This is a genomic window from Nostoc sp. (assembly GCF_036917575.1).
In the GTDB taxonomy this organism is placed as follows: domain Bacteria; phylum Cyanobacteriota; class Cyanobacteriia; order Cyanobacteriales; family Nostocaceae; genus Nostoc.
Window position 1 is genome coordinate 112,986 of the sequence record NZ_JBALDC010000070.1, and the last position, 17,739, is coordinate 130,724.

The 17,739-nt window shown below is 42.3% G+C and carries 18 protein-coding genes; 8 read left to right on the forward strand and 10 right to left on the reverse strand.

What is annotated here, in order from left to right; translation table 11 throughout:
• Positions 1–83 precede the first annotated feature (83 nt).
• On the forward strand, positions 84–725 hold the full coding sequence (gene pth / locus V7K79_RS20240) for an aminoacyl-tRNA hydrolase (protein ID WP_335049768.1): 642 nt from the start codon (positions 84–86) through the stop codon (positions 723–725).
• Positions 726–1,081: 356 nt separating this feature from the next.
• Here the strand turns inward: pth and V7K79_RS20245 are convergent, their stop codons facing one another.
• Positions 1,082–1,426 (reverse strand): hypothetical protein, encoded by a 345-nt coding sequence (locus tag V7K79_RS20245; protein WP_335049769.1) that lies wholly within the window; start codon positions 1,424–1,426, stop codon positions 1,082–1,084.
• 625 nt (positions 1,427–2,051) lie between these two features.
• On the opposite strand from V7K79_RS20245, the gene V7K79_RS20250 reads away from it, so the two are divergent.
• Complete coding sequence (locus tag V7K79_RS20250; protein WP_335049770.1) at positions 2,052–2,894, forward strand: SPFH domain-containing protein; 843 nt, start codon at positions 2,052–2,054, stop codon at positions 2,892–2,894.
• On the opposite strand, the gene folP is transcribed toward V7K79_RS20250, so the two are convergent.
• Together folP and tpiA are read right to left on the reverse strand one after the other, a co-directional pair.
• On the reverse strand, positions 2,891–3,751 hold the full coding sequence (gene folP, locus V7K79_RS20255; protein ID WP_335049771.1) for a dihydropteroate synthase: 861 nt from the start codon (positions 3,749–3,751) through the stop codon (positions 2,891–2,893). The genes V7K79_RS20250 and folP overlap by 4 nt on opposite strands.
• A 52-nt stretch (positions 3,752–3,803) precedes the next feature.
• Positions 3,804–4,535, reverse strand: a complete 732-nt coding sequence (gene tpiA, locus V7K79_RS20260) for a triose-phosphate isomerase (protein WP_335049907.1) — start codon at positions 4,533–4,535, stop codon at positions 3,804–3,806.
• A gap of 295 nt (positions 4,536–4,830) precedes the next feature.
• Here tpiA and V7K79_RS20265 point away from each other — a divergent pair, with 295 nt between their 5' ends.
• A complete protein-coding gene (locus V7K79_RS20265) occupies positions 4,831–6,312 on the forward strand; it encodes a GTP-binding protein (RefSeq protein WP_335049772.1) in 1,482 nt (493 codons plus the stop codon).
• A gap of 326 nt (positions 6,313–6,638) precedes the next feature.
• Here V7K79_RS20265 and V7K79_RS20270 read toward each other — a convergent pair whose 3' ends face one another.
• A complete protein-coding gene (locus V7K79_RS20270; RefSeq protein ID WP_094348875.1) occupies positions 6,639–6,830 on the reverse strand; it encodes a hypothetical protein in 192 nt (63 codons plus the stop codon).
• A gap of 99 nt (positions 6,831–6,929) precedes the next feature.
• A complete protein-coding gene (hisF, locus tag V7K79_RS20275; RefSeq protein ID WP_335049773.1) occupies positions 6,930–7,703 on the reverse strand; it encodes an imidazole glycerol phosphate synthase subunit HisF in 774 nt (257 codons plus the stop codon).
• Positions 7,704–7,948: 245 nt separating this feature from the next.
• Between hisF and ruvB the strand changes: the two genes are divergently transcribed.
• From ruvB to V7K79_RS20290, 3 genes are all read left to right on the forward strand, one after another.
• A complete protein-coding gene (gene ruvB / locus V7K79_RS20280) occupies positions 7,949–9,049 on the forward strand; it encodes a Holliday junction branch migration DNA helicase RuvB (RefSeq protein WP_335049774.1) in 1,101 nt (366 codons plus the stop codon).
• A 237-nt stretch (positions 9,050–9,286) separates the two neighbouring features.
• A complete protein-coding gene (locus tag V7K79_RS20285) occupies positions 9,287–10,090 on the forward strand; it encodes a tetratricopeptide repeat protein (protein WP_335049775.1) in 804 nt (267 codons plus the stop codon).
• A gap of 11 nt (positions 10,091–10,101) precedes the next feature.
• Positions 10,102–11,388 (forward strand): glycosyltransferase, encoded by a 1,287-nt coding sequence (locus V7K79_RS20290; protein ID WP_335049776.1) that lies wholly within the window; start codon positions 10,102–10,104, stop codon positions 11,386–11,388.
• A gap of 89 nt (positions 11,389–11,477) precedes the next feature.
• On the opposite strand, the gene V7K79_RS20295 is transcribed toward V7K79_RS20290, so the two are convergent.
• Entirely contained in the window at positions 11,478–11,609 is a 132-nt protein-coding gene (locus V7K79_RS20295) for a hypothetical protein (RefSeq protein ID WP_335049777.1), read from the reverse strand.
• Between the two features lie 87 nt (positions 11,610–11,696).
• Here V7K79_RS20295 and V7K79_RS20300 point away from each other — a divergent pair, with 87 nt between their 5' ends.
• Entirely contained in the window at positions 11,697–12,521 is an 825-nt protein-coding gene (locus tag V7K79_RS20300) for an FkbM family methyltransferase (RefSeq protein WP_335049779.1), read from the forward strand.
• 20 nt (positions 12,522–12,541) lie between these two features.
• Here the strand turns inward: V7K79_RS20300 and V7K79_RS20305 are convergent, their stop codons facing one another.
• The 3 genes from V7K79_RS20305 to V7K79_RS20315 all read right to left on the reverse strand — a co-directional run bounded on the left by V7K79_RS20305 (position 12,542) and on the right by V7K79_RS20315 (position 15,340).
• Positions 12,542–13,936 (reverse strand): cytochrome P450, encoded by a 1,395-nt coding sequence (locus tag V7K79_RS20305; RefSeq protein WP_335049781.1) that lies wholly within the window; start codon positions 13,934–13,936, stop codon positions 12,542–12,544.
• A gap of 74 nt (positions 13,937–14,010) precedes the next feature.
• Complete coding sequence (locus tag V7K79_RS20310) at positions 14,011–14,826, reverse strand: TIGR01548 family HAD-type hydrolase (protein ID WP_335049783.1); 816 nt, start codon at positions 14,824–14,826, stop codon at positions 14,011–14,013.
• Positions 14,827–14,869: 43 nt separating this feature from the next.
• Complete coding sequence (locus tag V7K79_RS20315; RefSeq protein WP_335049785.1) at positions 14,870–15,340, reverse strand: DUF29 domain-containing protein; 471 nt, start codon at positions 15,338–15,340, stop codon at positions 14,870–14,872.
• A gap of 138 nt (positions 15,341–15,478) precedes the next feature.
• Between V7K79_RS20315 and V7K79_RS20320 the strand changes: the two genes are divergently transcribed.
• On the forward strand, positions 15,479–15,778 hold the full coding sequence (locus V7K79_RS20320) for a 30S ribosomal protein PSRP-3 (RefSeq protein ID WP_069071048.1): 300 nt from the start codon (positions 15,479–15,481) through the stop codon (positions 15,776–15,778).
• Positions 15,779–15,788: 10 nt separating this feature from the next.
• Here the strand turns inward: V7K79_RS20320 and V7K79_RS20325 are convergent, their stop codons facing one another.
• Positions 15,789–17,684 carry a serine/threonine-protein kinase gene (locus V7K79_RS20325; protein ID WP_335049787.1) on the reverse strand — a complete coding sequence of 632 codons (1,896 nt, stop codon included), beginning with the start codon at positions 17,682–17,684 and terminating at the stop codon, positions 15,789–15,791.
• Positions 17,685–17,739 lie beyond the last annotated feature (55 nt).

The window sequence follows — 17,739 nt, forward strand, 5'->3', positions numbered from 1 at the left end:
CTTTAGTGCTTACTACAAACCCTTCATTACTAGCTTAGACATTGTACTAGAAGAGTGATGAATATCAATTGACTGTAGACAAAATGACAGAAGCTGTTACGCAACCAGCTTTGGTAATTCCACAACTAATCGTCGGGTTAGGGAATCCAGAAGCTAAGTATGATCAAACACGCCATAATATCGGTTTTGCTGCTTTAGAAACTCTCTCGCGTTCTTGGCGCATTTCCTTAACGGAAAACCGCAAGTTTCAAGGTGAGTATGGCGAGGGTATCGCCCCAGGTGGAGGTAAGATTCGCTTGCTAAAGCCGTTAACTTATATGAATCGCTCAGGACAAGCAATACAAGCGGCGACAAGTTGGTATAAATTGCCGGCTGAGTCAGTATTGGTGATTTATGACGATATGGATTTGCCCTTGGGAAAAACTCGTTTACGTTTATCTGGTTCGGCTGGGGGACATAACGGTATGAAAAGTGCGATCGCACATCTTAGTAGCCAAAATTTTCCTCGTTTACGAATCGGTATTGGTAAACCCAAAGATGCAGCTAATAACGATGATTCCGGTGCTATCTCTCATGTGCTGGGGCGATTTTCTGCTGCCGAAAATCAGCAGATGTCTCTTGTACTAAAGTTCGTAGTTGAGTGTATTGAACTAAGTCTTAAACAGGGAGTAGAAAAGGCAATGAATGTTTGTAATAGCCGCACCATTAATAATTCTGAATCTTAGGGCTGGATGAATAGTGTATCAGCTTATTAAAGAAAGCTACCGATGTTTAAAGGCGCTTATTTTGGTTGATAGGCAGCGATTTTAGCTTACTCTATTTAACCAAGATAAAGCCTCTAACGCGCTCTGCGTATAGGAAAAGCAATTGATTTACACCCTAATTAGCGGTGCGGCAGATTTTGCTTAATGTTTGTATAGAATAATGGCGCTTTTGCTATTGCTTGTTTTCCATAACCTCAAGCAACGCCGATATTATATCAAATAGGTTTATTTAGAACGTCTTGTGCGTCTAGCTGCCACTGCCTTACGTTTGCGTTTTTCTCTCAGTGTTTCAATAAGATACATGATAAAAACAGATTTTAGAAGTTGATTCTGCCCTCATTTAGTAATTTATATCCAGATGCTAATGCCGTAAAAGCAATTATGAAATTCCATAAGCTAGTTGGCATTAAAATAACTCCACCGCTTAAGAAAACTAGTACTATGCCAATACCAAGAAAAATCCATCCCAAGTTACCAGTTTCTCTTTGAAAAAAGACTAATGCAAATATACCTATCATCGTTGCCAAAACTGAAGCTGTAGCAGGTAAGCTACGATAAAAATATGAATAGTAACCGCTAACAAATATGATGTTTTGACCAAAAAAGTACAATCCTGTCAAAAGTAGAATTAAACCTATAAGTTTGATTAACAACCTGCCCATAATATTTTGATATTTTTAATGGCCCAAGCCAATTTTTATCCGATTATAGTGGTGTTTTTAAAATCATGCAAAATTTTACCTGTAATTAATTTAATCTACGTAAATATACGTAATAGAAATTCCGGCTGTCTGAAAATGCCAGTACAAATGAAGAAGAGGGGGAAGGGGGAAAGGGGAAAGGGGAAAAGGAACCAGCAACTTCAAAGCAGGGGTTTCAAGTATGGACGCTGATTTTTATCGTACTGCGTATCTCAAAAATCTTCTTTTTTGCTCTCCATCTTTAAAAAGAGGGGCTTTATACCCGTAGGGAAAAGTTTTTAATTCTTTCCCTTTACCTCAAACCCAAGACCCCTTTTCCCCTTATCGGTAATGTTGATTACATCAATTAGTCCTTGCCAGGGTTTTATCAAGGTGCTTTAATAGCGATGTCTGACGACAAGAAGCAGAGCTTCTACGTATTCTGCAAAGCAGTCTCACTTACAGAATATGTACAAAACTTGCAGTGACTCGACATCGCTGCTGGTGTTGATAAAATTACAGACTCAAAACATTAAACTCAAAGATATGACAAGCTAGTAGCATATCTTTGACATTAAATTCTCCCCAAAGCTGAATAGGAGCATACATGGAGCCAATTATTGCTATAGTTTTAGCCCTTATAGGTTATGCATTAGGTTCTGCAAAACTGATTAATCAAGGAAATGAAGCTTTAGTCGAACGCTTAGGGCGGTATCATCGAAAACTTAAACCGGGGCTGAACTTTATTGTTCCCTTGGTCGATCGGATTGTGATGGAAGATACTACACGAGAGCAAATTTTAGACATCAAACCTCAGAATGTGATCACCTATGATAATATTTACGTGGAAGTGGACGCTATTGTGTATTGGCGCATCAGAGATATTGAAAAAAGCTTTTATGCGATTGAGGATCTGCAAGGGGCATTGACACAGATAACCACAACCACGCTGCGAGAAATCATTGCTCAGAATACTTTAGAGCAGACCAACGTCTCTAGAGCAGAGATGGACTCAGCCATCTTAGACCAGTTGAATAGTGTAACGGCAGATTGGGGAGTTGATATACTCCGGTTAGATATTCAGAAAATTACTCTACCTGAGAGTGTGCGAAAGTCTAGGGAAGAGGAACAAGCCGCCGTCATCAAAAAACGGGCACTGATTACCGAAGCAGAAGGGGAAAAGGAAGCTGCGATTAAAAAAGCAGAAGGAACTATGGCTTCAGTGCAAATCATTTCTCAAGCTCTACGTTCCAACCCCGACAGTAGGGACATTCTGCGGTATCTTGTAGCTCAAGATTACGTAGATGCCAGCCAAAAACTTGGTGAGAGCAGTAATGCCAAAATTGTCTTTGTAGACCCAGCTAACTCAAGTGAAATGTTTCAGGAGTTGATAGCTGAGTCAGGAAATCAAGAAGGTAACGGCAAAAAATTCGAGAACGGTAATCCTTAAGAGTCATGCTGTATAACTTGTCTCAATAGGGCATCAGCTACTAGTGAAACATCACGCATTTCTTGAACATCGTGAACTCGGAGGATATCAGCGCCATTAAAAATAGCAGCACAACAAGCTGCTGCCGTTCCCCAAACTCGTGCTTTGGGATCTGGTTGATTTAAAATGCGACCAATAAAATTTTTACGAGATGCTCCTACCAAGATAGGACAGTTGAGTGGTGCGAGCGATCGCAAGCCGCGAAAAATTTCTAAATTTTGCTCATAGTTTTTAGCAAAACCAATACCAGGATCGATAATAATTTTATCCAGGTCAATGCCCGCAGTAGTTGCTGCCTGAATTTGCCAAGCCAAAAAACTATAAATCTCACTGAGCAAATCTTGATAGTCAGTCTGTTGTTGCATTGTTTGTGGTGTTCCCCGGATGTGCATTAAAATCATCGGCACACCTAATTCTGCGACTATTGGCAACATTTCTGAGTCAAAAGTGCCGCCAGAAATATCATTAATAATATCTGCTCCAGCTGCTACAGATGCTTGGGCTACAGCAGCACGGGTTGTATCTACAGAAATCGGGACTGAAATTTCTGGTCTTAGCACCTGTAATACCGATAGTACCCGGTCAAGTTCCTCTGCCAGAGTTATTTGCTTTGCCCCTGGTCGAGTTGATTGACCGCCCACATCGATGATGTCAGCACCAGCAGCTACCAGTGCTTGCGCCTGAACTAAAGCGGTAGAGGTAGTGTTAAACTCACCCCCATCACTAAAGCTATCGGGCGTTACATTCAAAATCCCCATTAAATAAGTGCGCTGTCCCCACTCGAAACAGCGTCCCCGAATTATCAAGTTCCTTAACATAAATCTACATTAGGCATTCCCATGCAGAGCATGGGAACGAGAAGAAAGCACATTATAGTGACTGAAAATTCACAATTCGAGCGAAACTCTCTGCTTCCAAACTTGCTCCTCCGACTAAAACACCATCAATTTCTGGTTGAGCCATGATCTCATCAATATTATTCGGCTTAACAGAGCCACCATATTGAATTGATACATTTGGATTTGTCAACTGGCTACGAATTAAGCCAATTATCCGATTTGCCTCCGTTACTTCACAAGTATCACCAGTACCAATCGCCCAAATCGGTTCGTATGCAATCACCAAATTATCCTGATCAATATCTACCAAGCCTTTGTCAAGTTGGAGAGAAATCAGTGATTCAGTTTCTCCCGCATCTCGTTGTTGTTTAGTTTCGCCAACACAGAGAATCGGGGTCAAACCAAACCTTTGAGCAGTTCGGAGGCGTAGATTAACGGTGGCGTCCGTTTCACAAAAGTATTGCCGTCGTTCGCTATGACCGACAATCACAAAGCGTACACCAAGTTCTGTCAGCATTGGGCCAGAAATCTCACCTGTATAGGCTCCATATTCTTCCCAATGGACATTTTGTGCCCCCAGTTGGATAAGGCTACCGTGCAAACTCTTAGACAGAACACTTAAATCAGTGAACGGAGGGCATAATATCACTTCTCGCCCTTGGGGGGTTTGCTCTAAGTGAGGCAGAAATCCTTGTAAAAACTCCTGGGTATCTGCCTGGGTTTTGAACATTTTCCAGTTGCCGGCAATAACGATTTTCCGCACAGTTAATTTAGTCAAGATCCTAACGAGTTATTTAGATGCATTTTTCAGTTTATGACTTTTTGTTAGTCATTATTCACTGGGAATTTGGAATTGGGCATGGGGAAGAGGACAAGGGGACTCTTGAAAATTGGAGACTCTTGAGAAGTCTGAGCGCTGTAAGCCAGCGCTCAGAACTTCGGAGGAAAAACTTGTCACCTTGTCTTTGCTCCCTCATCTTCACAAACCTCTGTTAAAAATAACTAGGATAAGAGACAGGGCTAATTTAAAAATCCCAAATTTCAAATCTCAAATTTATATGACTTCGACATTGCCCGTGCCTGAACCTGATCAAAGCGATTCTGCTAATACTGACGCAAATTCTCTCAGCTGGGAGGAAGAATTGGATAGTGCTATTTTCAGTTTTGAAGACATTCAGACAGAATTAAACTATAAACAAGCACAAACAGCGTTACGAAACTTGGTAGCAAATCTCGACCTTACTCCCCAGGAAAAAACCGGATTGGAGGCAGAAATTGCTGATTTGGAAATCATGCTGGGAAAGTTAGACCGCATGGTGGTGCAGATTGCGGCTTTTGGCATGGTGGGACGTGGTAAGTCTTCGCTACTCAATGCTTTGGTTGGGCAAACGGTATTTGAAACTGGGCCGCTGCACGGTGTTACCCGTGCTGCACAAAGAGTTAATTGGAGTATTAGTGAGGAGGCGATTGGGGAAAGTGAACGTACTTTGCGTGTCACTCTCCCTGGTGTAGGTCAATCCCAGGTGGAATTAATTGATACTCCTGGGTTAGATGAAGTAGATGGTGCAACCCGCGCCGCCTTAGCTGAACAGATTGCAAAACAAGCGGATTTGATTCTGTTTGTGATATCTGGTGATATGACAAAGCTAGAATACGCTGCCCTTTCTCAGTTGCGGGAAGCAGGTAAACCAATCATTTTGGTGTTTAACAAAGTAGACCAGTATCCAGAAGCAGACCGGATGGCAATTTATCACAAAATCCGAGATGAAAGGGTGCGGGAATTACTCACACCTTTAGAAATTGTTATGGCTGCGGCATCGCCATTGGTGAAGACGGCAATTCGTCGCCCTGATGGTACGAGGGGCATACAGTTACGTACAGGGAATGCCCAAGTCGAGGAACTGAAGCTGAAAATATTGGAAATTCTGCATCGTGAGGGTAAAGCCTTGGTTGCCCTCAATACTATGCTTTATGCCGATATTGTAAATGAGCAGTTGATAGAGCGAAAACTGATGATTCGGGAACGGAATGCCAATCAGTTGATTTGGAAAGCTGTAATGACTAAGGCATTAGCGATCGCACTTAATCCCGTAACTGTGGTAGATATTCTCAGTAGTGTAGTAATTGATATTGCTCTGATTTTGGGTTTATCTAAACTCTATGGCTTCTCTATGACAGAAGCTGGGGCTATACAATTGCTACAAAAAATCGCCCTGAGTATGGGTGGCATCGGTGCTAGTGAATTGTTAGCAAATTTAGGCTTGAGTGGATTAAAAACTTTACTTGGAATCTCTGCAACCGCTACGGGTGGTATTGCGCTAGGTCCTTATATATCGGTAGCAATCACCCAAGGAGGAGTAGCTGGTGTTTCTTCTTACGGGATTGGACAAGTTACCAAAGTTTATTTAGCCAATGGCGCAACTTGGGGACCTGATGGGCCAAAAGCAGTGATTAATCGGATTTTGGCAAACTTGGATGAAACTTCAATTCTTAACCGGATTAAAGATGAATTACTTCACAAAGTAAAACTCAAAAAGTGATGTATAAATAAGGTTTGGTTAGCCGTATTTGTCCTGAGAGTTAATTTGTTAAGAAAAGTTTAAGATGCCATTTACTTTACCATCAGAGGAATCAATCAGCCATAAATCATTGCTTCACTTAACTCTTTAGCTCTGTCTAAAACTCATAATCCTTACTCAAACGCCGAAATCGATTGCGACATCTAATTTGTAAATGTACAGTTGCGTTACCACCTGCACTATAAACCTTTAAAATAAATTATGTATAATTACTTAATTAATTATTACTTTGTCAAACTCTTTCTGAAAGCTAAATTTTAAATATCTCCTTTGGCACTCAGCACTTTCTAGGATACTTGCAACAAATAGGTCATACAATGCCCCATCAAAAAGTAAACTACTAACATGGCAGCAGCAGCCAAAGCAACCAATGTACCAGCCAACATTAGAGAAAATTCTTTACTCTCATAAGCCTTTTCCATTAAGTGCAGCGACCACGCTACCAGGGCTACATCAAAAAGTAAAATAGGAAGCAACATATTTCTTAATATTTGTTAATACTTGTAAAATAATCTTAACATCCTTTTTGGTAAGTGTGTCTAACCTAAGATAGATGTCATTAAATGGAAAATAGTGGATCAACAGAATGTTCTGACTGGCACGTTGCGATCGCGCAAGTAACTTTTAATTTCTGCTACACTTAAGTGTCCGTAATGTAACAGTGAGGCGAGTAATGCGGCTTCAGCTTTGCCTTCAGTTAGGGCAGTGTAGATATGTTCACAATTACCTGCACCACCAGAAGCAATAACTGGAATTTCCACAGCATCGGCAATTGCCCGTGTGATTTCAATGTCATACCCAGCTTGGGTTCCATCAGCATCCATACTTGTGACTAGCAGTTCTCCGGCCCCCCGTTTTTCAACTTCCTGTGCCCACAATAGGGCATCTAAGCCTGTATTTTCTCTGCCACCCCGCACATACACATCCCAACCTGGATTCTCCGGGTTATTTCTGCGTCTGGCATCAATAGCAACAACTATGCACTGATTACCAAAGCGATCGCTTGCCCGATTAATCAAGTCTGGTTCCCGCACTGCCGCAGAATTAATACTAACCTTATCTGCGCCTGCTCGTAACAAAGCTTTAACATTTTCTAAGGATTGAATGCCACCACCTACAGTCAATGGAATAAAGACCTGTTCAGCAGTTCGGTAGACCACATCTAAAATTGTAGCTCGGTCTTCATGAGTAGCTGTAATATCCAGAAATACTAACTCATCAGCACCGGCTTCGTTGTAAACCTTGGCCAGTTCTACCGGATCGCCTGCATCTTGGAGATTAACAAAGTTAACTCCTTTTACAACCCGTCCCGCCTTCACATCTAAGCACGGTAAAATTCTTTTAGATAACATAATAATTTTTGTACTTCTGGGTAATTGACCGGAATTTAAATTTTAAATTGGCGCGGGTATTATCAAACGAAAATTTTCACGGGCATTAGGCATGGAGAACAGACAAGGTAGACGACGAAGAGATAAAAGACAAGAAAGAAACTTGTTCATAATTCTCCCTTGTCCCCTTGTCCCCTTGTCTTTCCACTCCCAACTCCCCAGTCCCAACTCCCCAGTCCCCAGTCCCCTTATTAAATAGCTGAATTATGGCGATAATCTCCTCGAAAAAACAGCCTCCAGAACCTAACAAAGAACCAAAGCAGCGTCAAGAGTCGGCGAAAGCACCATCCACAGAAAATATTTTGAAGCCTGAAGCTGCTATTGATGAGCAAGAACAGCAAGAAGAAGGTATTCGACCACACCGATTTGCTGATTACATTGGGCAAAAAGATTTAAAGGATGTTCTAGATATTGCCATTAAAGCAGCCAAGTCTCGTGGTGAAGTGCTGGATCACTTGCTGCTGTATGGGCCGCCAGGATTGGGCAAAACCACAATGGCAATGATTTTAGCATCCGAAATGGGGGTAAATTACAAAATTACCAGTGCGCCAGCCTTAGAACGTCCACGAGATATTGTCGGGCTACTGGTGAACATGAAACCTGGAGATATCTTATTTGTAGATGAAATTCATCGCCTCTCGCGGATGACGGAGGAAATTCTCTATCCGGCAATGGAAGATTATCGCTTAGATATTACCATTGGTAAGGGTTCCAGCGCTCGGATTAGAAGTTTGCCGCTATCAAAGTTTACCCTAGTTGGGGCTACAACCCGTGTTGGTGCTTTGACTTCACCACTGCGCGATCGCTTTGGTTTAATTCAAAAACTCCGATTTTACGAAGTTGACGAACTGACTAAAATTGTACTGCGAACTGCTCAATTACTCAAAACCCCTATTACAGAAGATGGCGCTACAGAAATTGCCCGTCGTTCACGCGGAACACCACGTATTGCTAATAGGTTACTGAAGCGTGTACGTGATTATGCGGAAGTGAAAATATCTGGTAATATTAATGAAAACATTGCATCCGAAGCATTGCAACTATTCCAAGTAGATCCTTGCGGTTTAGATTGGACAGACCGCCAGATGCTAAGTGTGATAATTGAACAATTTAACGGCGGTCCAGTGGGATTAGAAACAATGGCAGCAGCAACGGGTGAAGATACTCAAACAATTGAAGAGGTGTACGAACCTTACCTCATGCAGATTGGGTATTTAACTCGGACTCATCGCGGTAGGATGGCGACAAAGGCAGCATATAAGCATTTGGGATTCACGCCGCCTAATGAACAGTTGTCATTATTGTAATTATGGGCATTGGGCAAAACAGTGCTGAGTGCTGTTAGCGTCAACGGGGCGTTTAGCCCGTGCTGAGTACTGAGTTAGGAGTTAAGAGTTATTCTCCCCCTCTGCCCCACTCAGCACTCTTGGAGGGCATGGGGCATTGGGTATTGATAACTCGTTAATGAGTCTTTGAACTCCATTCCTTTGCTCCATTCTTAATGACAAATGACAAATGACAAATGACAAATTAGGTAAACCTAGATGATTAAGTTGATTGGTATTTTTCTCAGTCTGTTATTTGTATTTGGCTGGGGTACACCAGTTATGGCACAATCTCAGCCGCCCATTACTCAAGAACAGTTAAGACAAGGTGATGAGTGGGCAAATCAAGCGTTTGCAGCGACGAATCAAGGTGATTTTGCGACGGCTGAAACTTACTGGACAAAGATTATTGAGCAATTTCCCACAAATGCGGGGGCGTGGAGTAACCGGGGAAATTCGCGGGTGAGCCAGAATAAGTTACAAGAGGCGATCGCAGATTATAACAAAGCTATAGAATTAGCGCCGAATGTTACCGATCCTTACTTGAATCGGGGGGCGGCGTTGGAAGGAATGGGAAAATGGGATGATGCGATCGCAGATTACAATCGCGTTCTAGAACTCGATCCTAACGATGCAATGGCGTATAACAATCGTGGTAATGCTACAGCAGGTTTGGGAAAATGGGATTTGGCGATCGCAGACTACAAGAAATCTAATGAGATTGCTCCGAATTTTGCTTTTGCTCGTGCTAACTACGCCCTCGCTCTTTATGAAACTGGTCAAAAAGAGCAAGCAATCCGGGAAATGCGAAATATTGCCCGTAAATACTCTAAATTTGCTGATGTACGTGCCGCTCTCACAGCTGCATATTGGGTAAATGGAGAACAAGGCGAAGCCGAAAGTAACTGGGTTGCAGCTTACGGACTAGATAGCCGTTATAAGGACATTAACTGGGTAACAAATATCCGCCGTTGGCCGCCCAGTATGGTATCAGCCTTAGATAAGTTCTTGAAAATCAAGTAGAGGTATTGATTGTGACTCATTTTGGCATCATCTGTCCTGGTGCAGCAACTGGCCCCCTCAACACTATGCTTCCCTTGGGGCAAGAACTTCAACGGCGTGGGCATCGCGTCACCCTTTTCGGAACACTCGATACTCAACCGAAAGCACTAGCAGCAGGAATAGAATTTCAAACAATTGGTGAAAAAGATTTTGTCCCTGGTTCAACAGCAGAAACCTTTGGCAAGTTAGGTCAACTGAGGGGATTGGCTGCATTTCGGTACACTATTGATTTGCTGAAGCGTATTTCATCTGTGACGCTCCAAGATGCCCCAGCATTAATTAAAGCAGCAGGTGTAGAAGCGTTGCTAATAAACCAAAGTTCTATAGAAGGAGGAACAATTGCAGAGTTTCTGAAAATTCCTTTCATCACTGTGTGCAGTGCTGTAGTACTGAATCGAGAACCTAGCGTTCCTCCTTTTTTCACAACTTGGAACTATAGCCCAGCTGCGTGGGCACGCTTACGCAACCAAATGGGTTACACGTTACTTAACAGCGTCGTCAAACCACTTGAAGATTTGCTAAATGAATATCGTCGAGAGTGGAAATTACCCTTGTACTCTAATCTTAAAGATGGCTACTCTCCACTGGCTCAAATAAGTAATGCACCTGCTGAGTTTGAATTTCCCAGGGAAGAATTAGCTCCTTGGTTCCATTTCACCGGAAGTTTCCATACTTCAGCCAATCGAGCACCTGTTTCTTTCCCTTATGAAAAATTGACGGGGAAACCGTTAATTTACGCTTCGATGGGAACATTACAAAATCGGCTGATTTGGGTTTTTCAGACTATTGCTTCAGCTTGTGAAGATTTGGATGCTCAGTTAGTAATTTCTCTGGGAGGTTCTGCTAAACCAGAATCACTACCAAACTTGGCAGGAAATCCTTTAGTAGTTGAATATGCACCTCAATTAGAAGTGCTGGAAAAAGCCACCCTGATGATTACTCATGCGGGAATGAATACAACAATGGAATGTCTCAAAAAAGGAGTGCCAATGGTGGCAATTCCAGTCGCCAATGACCAGCCAGGAGTAGCAGCGCGGATTGCTTGGACAGGGGCGGGTGAGCTTGTCACCCTCAAGAAACTGAATGTTCCTAGATTGAAAAATGCGATCAAGCGGGTGTTGACAGAAGAATCTTATAAACAGAATGCCCTGAGATTACAAGCAGCTACTCTCGCTGCTGGCGGGGTAAGTCGATCTGCTGAGATTATTGAGCAGGTTATTTCTACTGGCAAGCCTGTCTTGGCTCAAACACAGCAGTAATAAAATATTGTACATGTAGGAATTGTAAAAATTGTTTTTGAAAAAATCTCAGTAGTCTTGTAGTGGCGTTGCAAGGTTAAAATAGTGCATTAAATGTAGGTTGGGGAGCCACTGCGTTGGACGGGTTCCCCGGCTTGTACCCCTTCGGGGAAGCAAGCTACGCGCAGCTTCTCCCAAGGGGAGAAGCAAGTGGCGTTTGAGGAACGAAACCCAACATTCATCGGGGTGTTGGCAAAATTTAATTCAGCATTTTAAGCTTGCCACGCCACTAGGTGGATTTCAAAAATCAAATAGGAGTCATATATTTGATGGCAACTTTAATTCCAGAAAATACGCTTCCTAATGGCATGAAAATATTTTGCATCCGCAAAAAGGAAGTACCGATTATTTATAGGCAAATCCAGGAGTATTTTCGATACGGGATTGAGTTACATGAAGGTGACACCGTATTTGATGTGGGTGCAAATATTGGTTTATTCACATTATGGGTATTTCATCTGTGTAAAACAAATGTGAATATTTACGCATTTGAGCCTATTCCTGCCATTTTTGATGTTTTACAAGCTAATGCCCAACGCTTTGAACCAGAAAAAATTAAAGTGTTTCCCTGTGGGCTTTCACAGGAATCTAAAACAATGAAGTTTGCTTACTATCCTAACGCTACAGCATTGTCTAGCGCTTATCCTGATGGTTCAAAACAGCAACGAGATAAGTTTAAGAATGCTATTTTACGTAATCTCAAAGATGCACCAAGTCAAGTCCGTTGGCTTCGTTGGTTGCCGTTGTTTTTGCGATCGCTTATTCTCGATTACAAATTGGAGAAAGCTTTTCAAGTAGAACAAGTCACTTGTCAATTGAAAACTGTATCACAAATGATCCGTGAGTATGATGTTCAGAAAATTGACTTGCTAAAAGTAGATGTGGAACGAAGCGAGTTAGATGTGCTTTTAGGTATTGAGGAGCAAGATTGGCCAAAGATTAAGCAAGTCGTTGTAGAAGTACACGATTTGGATAATCGAGTTAAAAGAATTACAGAGCTACTTAAAAAATACGGTTTGAGCAAGGTTACAGTGAAGCAAGAACCCTTTAAAGAGGGTTCCGACACTTACAACTTATATGCCTTACGTAAGTGATATAAGGTATCTAAAACTCTTCAAGTTAAACTAAAGCTAGTCTCGATAATGGGCTGATTTTGAAGACGCTTCCCCTTTACCACCATCTTCACACCACCTGCTGGGCTAAATAGCAAACCCTTACGTACTGCCTGCACTGGTTTGCTATCTGGTAGTTCCATGTCCCAGTGAGATAGCACTGTCGCCAACACCAATTTCATCTCAAACAAGGCAAATGCCATTCCAATACAGCGACGGTTCCCGCCACCAAAGGGTAAATATTCATAGGGAGAAAATTGCCGTTCCAGAAAACGCTCTGGCTTAAATTGCTTTGACTGAGGATATAAATCTTCTCGATGATGGGTCAAATAAATAGAGGGAATTAGCACAGTCCCAGGCTCAAACTTGTATTCCCCAATTTGTAACGGTGATTTGACGACTCGATTTAGTGCCGATATCGCCACTGGGTAAAGGCGTAGTGTTTCAGAACAGACAGCATTCAAATAAGGCAATCGAAAAATAGCGTTTGGATCTGGTTGTTCACCCAACTTCTCTAATTCTTGCAGCAGTTTTTCCCGCACTTGGGGCAGATGATGAATCCAGTACAGCGCCCATGATAAGGTAGTTGCAGTAGTTTCGTGACCCGCCACTAATAGGGTCATCAACTCATCGCGTAATTCCAAGTCTGTCATCGGCTTTCCCCCTTCATCACGAGCAGCCATCATTAAAGATAGAATATCAGTCCGAGATGGATCGGGTTGTGCTTTGCGTTCTTGAATCTGGGCGTAGATAAGTTGATCGATTTGCTGCCGTAAACGCAAGTATTTCCCCCAAGGACTCCACGCTCCTAAATCCTGTCGCATTGATGGAAAAAGAAGCAGAATTGTTCTTAAAATAGGAATTTTGGGATTTAGGATTGCAATTAAAAGTTTATTAAGTTTCTCGTAACGTACCCCATCTTCTAGACCAAATACAGCCTTCAAAATTACTTCAAAAGAGATTGCTTGCATTGATGGTAGAACTGCAAAGGTTTCTCCAACCTGCCACTGATTAGTCACTTGCTCAGTAATGTCGCGGATTAAATCACCATAAGCTAGCATTCTTTCTCCATGTAAAGGGGGTGTCAATAACTTTCGTTGGCGCTGATGAGGCTTACCTTCTAGAGCTAGTAGTGATTGACGTCCTAATAAAGGCGATTTAATCCCTGCTGATTCACCAGAATCTAACTGTTTTGGATCTGTAGTAAAAATCTGCTGAATCGCCTGGGGATTGCTAATGAAAACTTGAGGAGGAACATTTTGTCCAAGCTGAAGGGTAAAGATATCACCATACTGTTTAGCACAGGCTTCCATGTATTCCAATGGGTTAATTAGCCATTGAAATGTTTGTACCCAAGGGTGAGTTTGAGGACCGTTAGGCAGTTTAAGTGCAGACATTTCTATTAATCTCCCAATGATTAAAGCAAGATTGTTATCAGCCAGTCATTCATCCACACGCAGCTTGATTAATCTTAGACTACAGATTGGGCAGATGAACTTATCACTTCCTGAATCTGCCTTGGGGTTAATTCTTGCACATTCCGCAAAACTACTGCTGCTCCTGCTGCTTTTAGTGTCTCACCATAAGCATCACTACGGGCTGCTGTCTCCTGTACATGGGGCGGTAAAACCCCTACTCCAATCCAAAGGTGAGCAGAATCTAAACGCCGCGCTTTCTCAACGGTATACATATCTGCTACCGTATCTCCCACATACATGATCGCTGATTTTTGCTCAATTCCATTTTCTAATTCACGAACTGTCGCAAAAAGTCCAGTGGGGTCTGGTTTACCTGGCGCATCTTCCATCGCAATCAATACTGGAGATTTTAAGCCCAAACGCTTTTCCAAAATGTAGTTAGCTGAACCACGAGTCGCACCGCTAAAAAATCCCCAAGCAATGCCAGCTTGGGTAAGTTGTTCTAGATAGCTAGGTTGTAATAATAAGGGTTCATTACAGATATACCCAGTAAAATTATTTGGGTCTGGGCCGCGGTAACGCGATTGAAAAAAGGCAACGATCGCACCATAATCTAATTGCAGTTGTTCGCGGCTCTGTTTTTGGGTTTCAAAGTAGCGGTAAATTAATTCTTGCGATGCTTCCCAATCGTTATTCCACACGCCTTCAGACTTGAGTTGGTCAATATCTAGTGGTGTTGGCCGATATGCTTGGGTAGTAAAATGTTCTACGGTATCTGCGATCGCACGGCGATAGGAACCGCCAACATCGCGCACAACGCCATCAATATCGAAAACAACGATCGCTTTTCTAGAAGTTTGGAAAGTCATGGGGTAAAAAGTAAAAGAGTTTACACGATCATAAAACGTGAGATCATGACTCAGGTAAAAAATCCGGGTTGAGGGCTTGCTCTGGCGTGAAGGGAGATTGTTCAGGGAAGATAGCCACATCCAATTCAGTTTCATCGGCAGCTAAGAGTCTAGCATCGTCATAACACTGCCCGAAAACCTCACCAAAATAGGGTTTAAGGCTAGGACTTTCTTCCAGAGCTTGTCTGAGGCGTTTGCGGTGCTCGCGAATTGTTGCTCGCCAACTACCAGAGCGCTTCTCGGCTTGATATTTATACTTCAATAGATGCATTAGCACTACTTCCAAATTGCTTCTGAGTGCTTTCTTTTCACTCCTGCCGATTGTTTCAATTTCATCAATCAAATTCTCTAAGTCCAGTTCTGTAAGCCGACCTTGTTTAAGCAGTTCTGCCGTGATTTGAATCCACAGATAAAAGTCTTGCTTATACAAATCTGAACTAGATGTTGTTTGAGATTGCGGCAGTTGGGCAGTCATAAGCATCTTTAGTTCGCGCCGACTAAACCTTATGGTAGCCAATTCTCAATCACTGTTTGGTCATTTGATAGGGTATTGCGTTAAAATAAGCGATCGCTATCCTAGTTAAGTAATGCCCGGAAATTCCCGGAGGTGTGATTGACCAAGTTTATTTTGAAAATTCTGTGGTTAGACGAAAACGTTGCTCTAGCAGTCGATCAAATTGTCGGCAAAGGCACAAGTCCCTTGACTAAGTACTTTTTTTGGCCCAGAAATGATGCCTGGGAAGAGTTAAAAAAGGAATTAGAGTCCAAACATTGGATTACTGACGTAGATCGTGTCGAGTTGCTTAATAAAGCAACAGAAGTGATTAACTACTGGCAAGAGGAAGGTAGAAACCGTCCAATGGCAGAAGCTCAGTTGAAATTTCCAGAAGTTGCCTTCACAGGTAGCGCTTGATATTACAAAATTAGCTATTGTCCTGTTCTACAAGCTGCCACAGTTTGATAGTCTTGTCCCGGCTACCACTTGCAATTAATTGTGTAACTTTGCTTACAGCAACAGCAGATACTGAGTCTACATGACCAGAGAGAGTAACAATCTCTTCTGCTGTGCTTACTCTCCAAAGTTTAACTGTTTTGTCGCAACTTGCACTTAGGAGGGTTTTGCCATCGGCAGTAAAAGCCACAGCGACCACAGACCAAGAATGGCCTACAAGTGTGCAAATTAGCTGACCAGTGTTTACTTCCCACAATTTAATAGTGTTATCATCACTACCCGTCGCTAAAATTTGACCATCAGGACTAAAAGCGACTGTCAAAACCGCCCATGTATGACCTGAAAGGGTGCTTAACAAGCTATAGCATGGGCGGTTTTGAACAAGAGGCAAGGGTGCAGGGGGCAAGGAGAAAGGGGGAATGTCCTCTGCCCCTTGTGAGTGGTCTTTTAACTCAGCACTATTTATATCCCCCTGCTCCCTACTTTCTGCTCCCCTGCCTCTTCCTAATGCAGGTATCTGCCACAAACGAATTGTTCTGTCATAACTAGCGCTGGCTAAAAGCTGTCCTTGGGGACTAAATGCCACTGAATTTACCTTTAATTGGTGTGCAGCTATGGTGCAAATTTCTTTGCCAGTATTGACATCCCAAAGTTTGATTGTCTTATCCCAGCTACCACTAGCGAGAATCTGCCCATCTGGACTGAAAGCAACTGATTTTACAGCGTGTGCGTGTCCCAAGAGGGTGCAGATTTGCTCTAATGTCTCAACTTGCCACAATTTGATCGTTTTATCATCGCTAGCAGTTGCCAGAATTTGACCATTTGGACTGAAGGTAACTGATTTTACAGCTTGGGTATGTCCTGATAAGCTAGCTAAAACTTTTTTAGTATTTAAATCCCACAATTTGATGTTTTTGCGATCGCTAGCACTGGCTAAAGTATAACCGTCAGGACTAATGGCAAGAGCATTCACACTACTCAATATCCCAGAATGTTCAGTTAAGGTATGCAAGCATCGCCAAGGAGGATTTGGTAATTTCAAATTTTGAGTTTTATATTCCATACCCATTGCTTGCATAACTTCGTCAGCTGATTGAAAGCGACGGTTAATAGCATTTTGCAGCAGCTTGTCGAGAATTTGCGCCAAGCGTAGACTCTTTGAGTCTTGTCGCCAGACATCGCCTACCTTAGCAGTAAGATATTGTTGCCAAACCCAACAATCGTTAGCAATATCAAATAAATCAAAGGGAGAAATCTGCGTAAGTAAGTAAATACAAGTTACACCCAAGCTATATAAATCACTAGCAAAAACGGATTTCCCCTTGGTTTGTTCTGGTGCAGCGTATTCTGGACTGCCGATACTGGTTTGTGATGTTAGCCAATCGATTTGTGTGACGATTTTCGCAGTCGTAAAATCGACTATGACGAAATCTCCCTTTTTACTAATTGGGGATCTACGGATGATATTTTGGGGTTTAATATCGCGGTGGATGATGTGGCGATCGCTAAGAAACTGAAAAACTGGCAACACATCTTCTAAAAGTTGCCAAATCTGAGTTTCATTAAAAGCGCCTTCTTCCTCAACCACCTGAGCTAAATTAGTGCCTGCAATAAACTCCTGCACTAAATAAAAATGCCCGTTCTGCTGAAAATAATTTAATAATGCAGGAATTTGCGGATGCTTTCCTAATTCTTCTAGCTGTTGCGCCTTTTGCTGAAAAGTAATAGAAGTCTCGTATTCTGGCGATAATTCTTGAAGGACGCAAGGAACTGGAGGAAACTGAGCTTCGTCTACAGCGAGGAAGGTTTTACAGAATCCTCCTTTACCAATCTGCTTGATTAAACGATAACGTTCTTGTAAAAGCAAAATTTCTCTACCTACAAGGTGGGCAAAATGCTCACAATAAGATATTGCCGTTTGT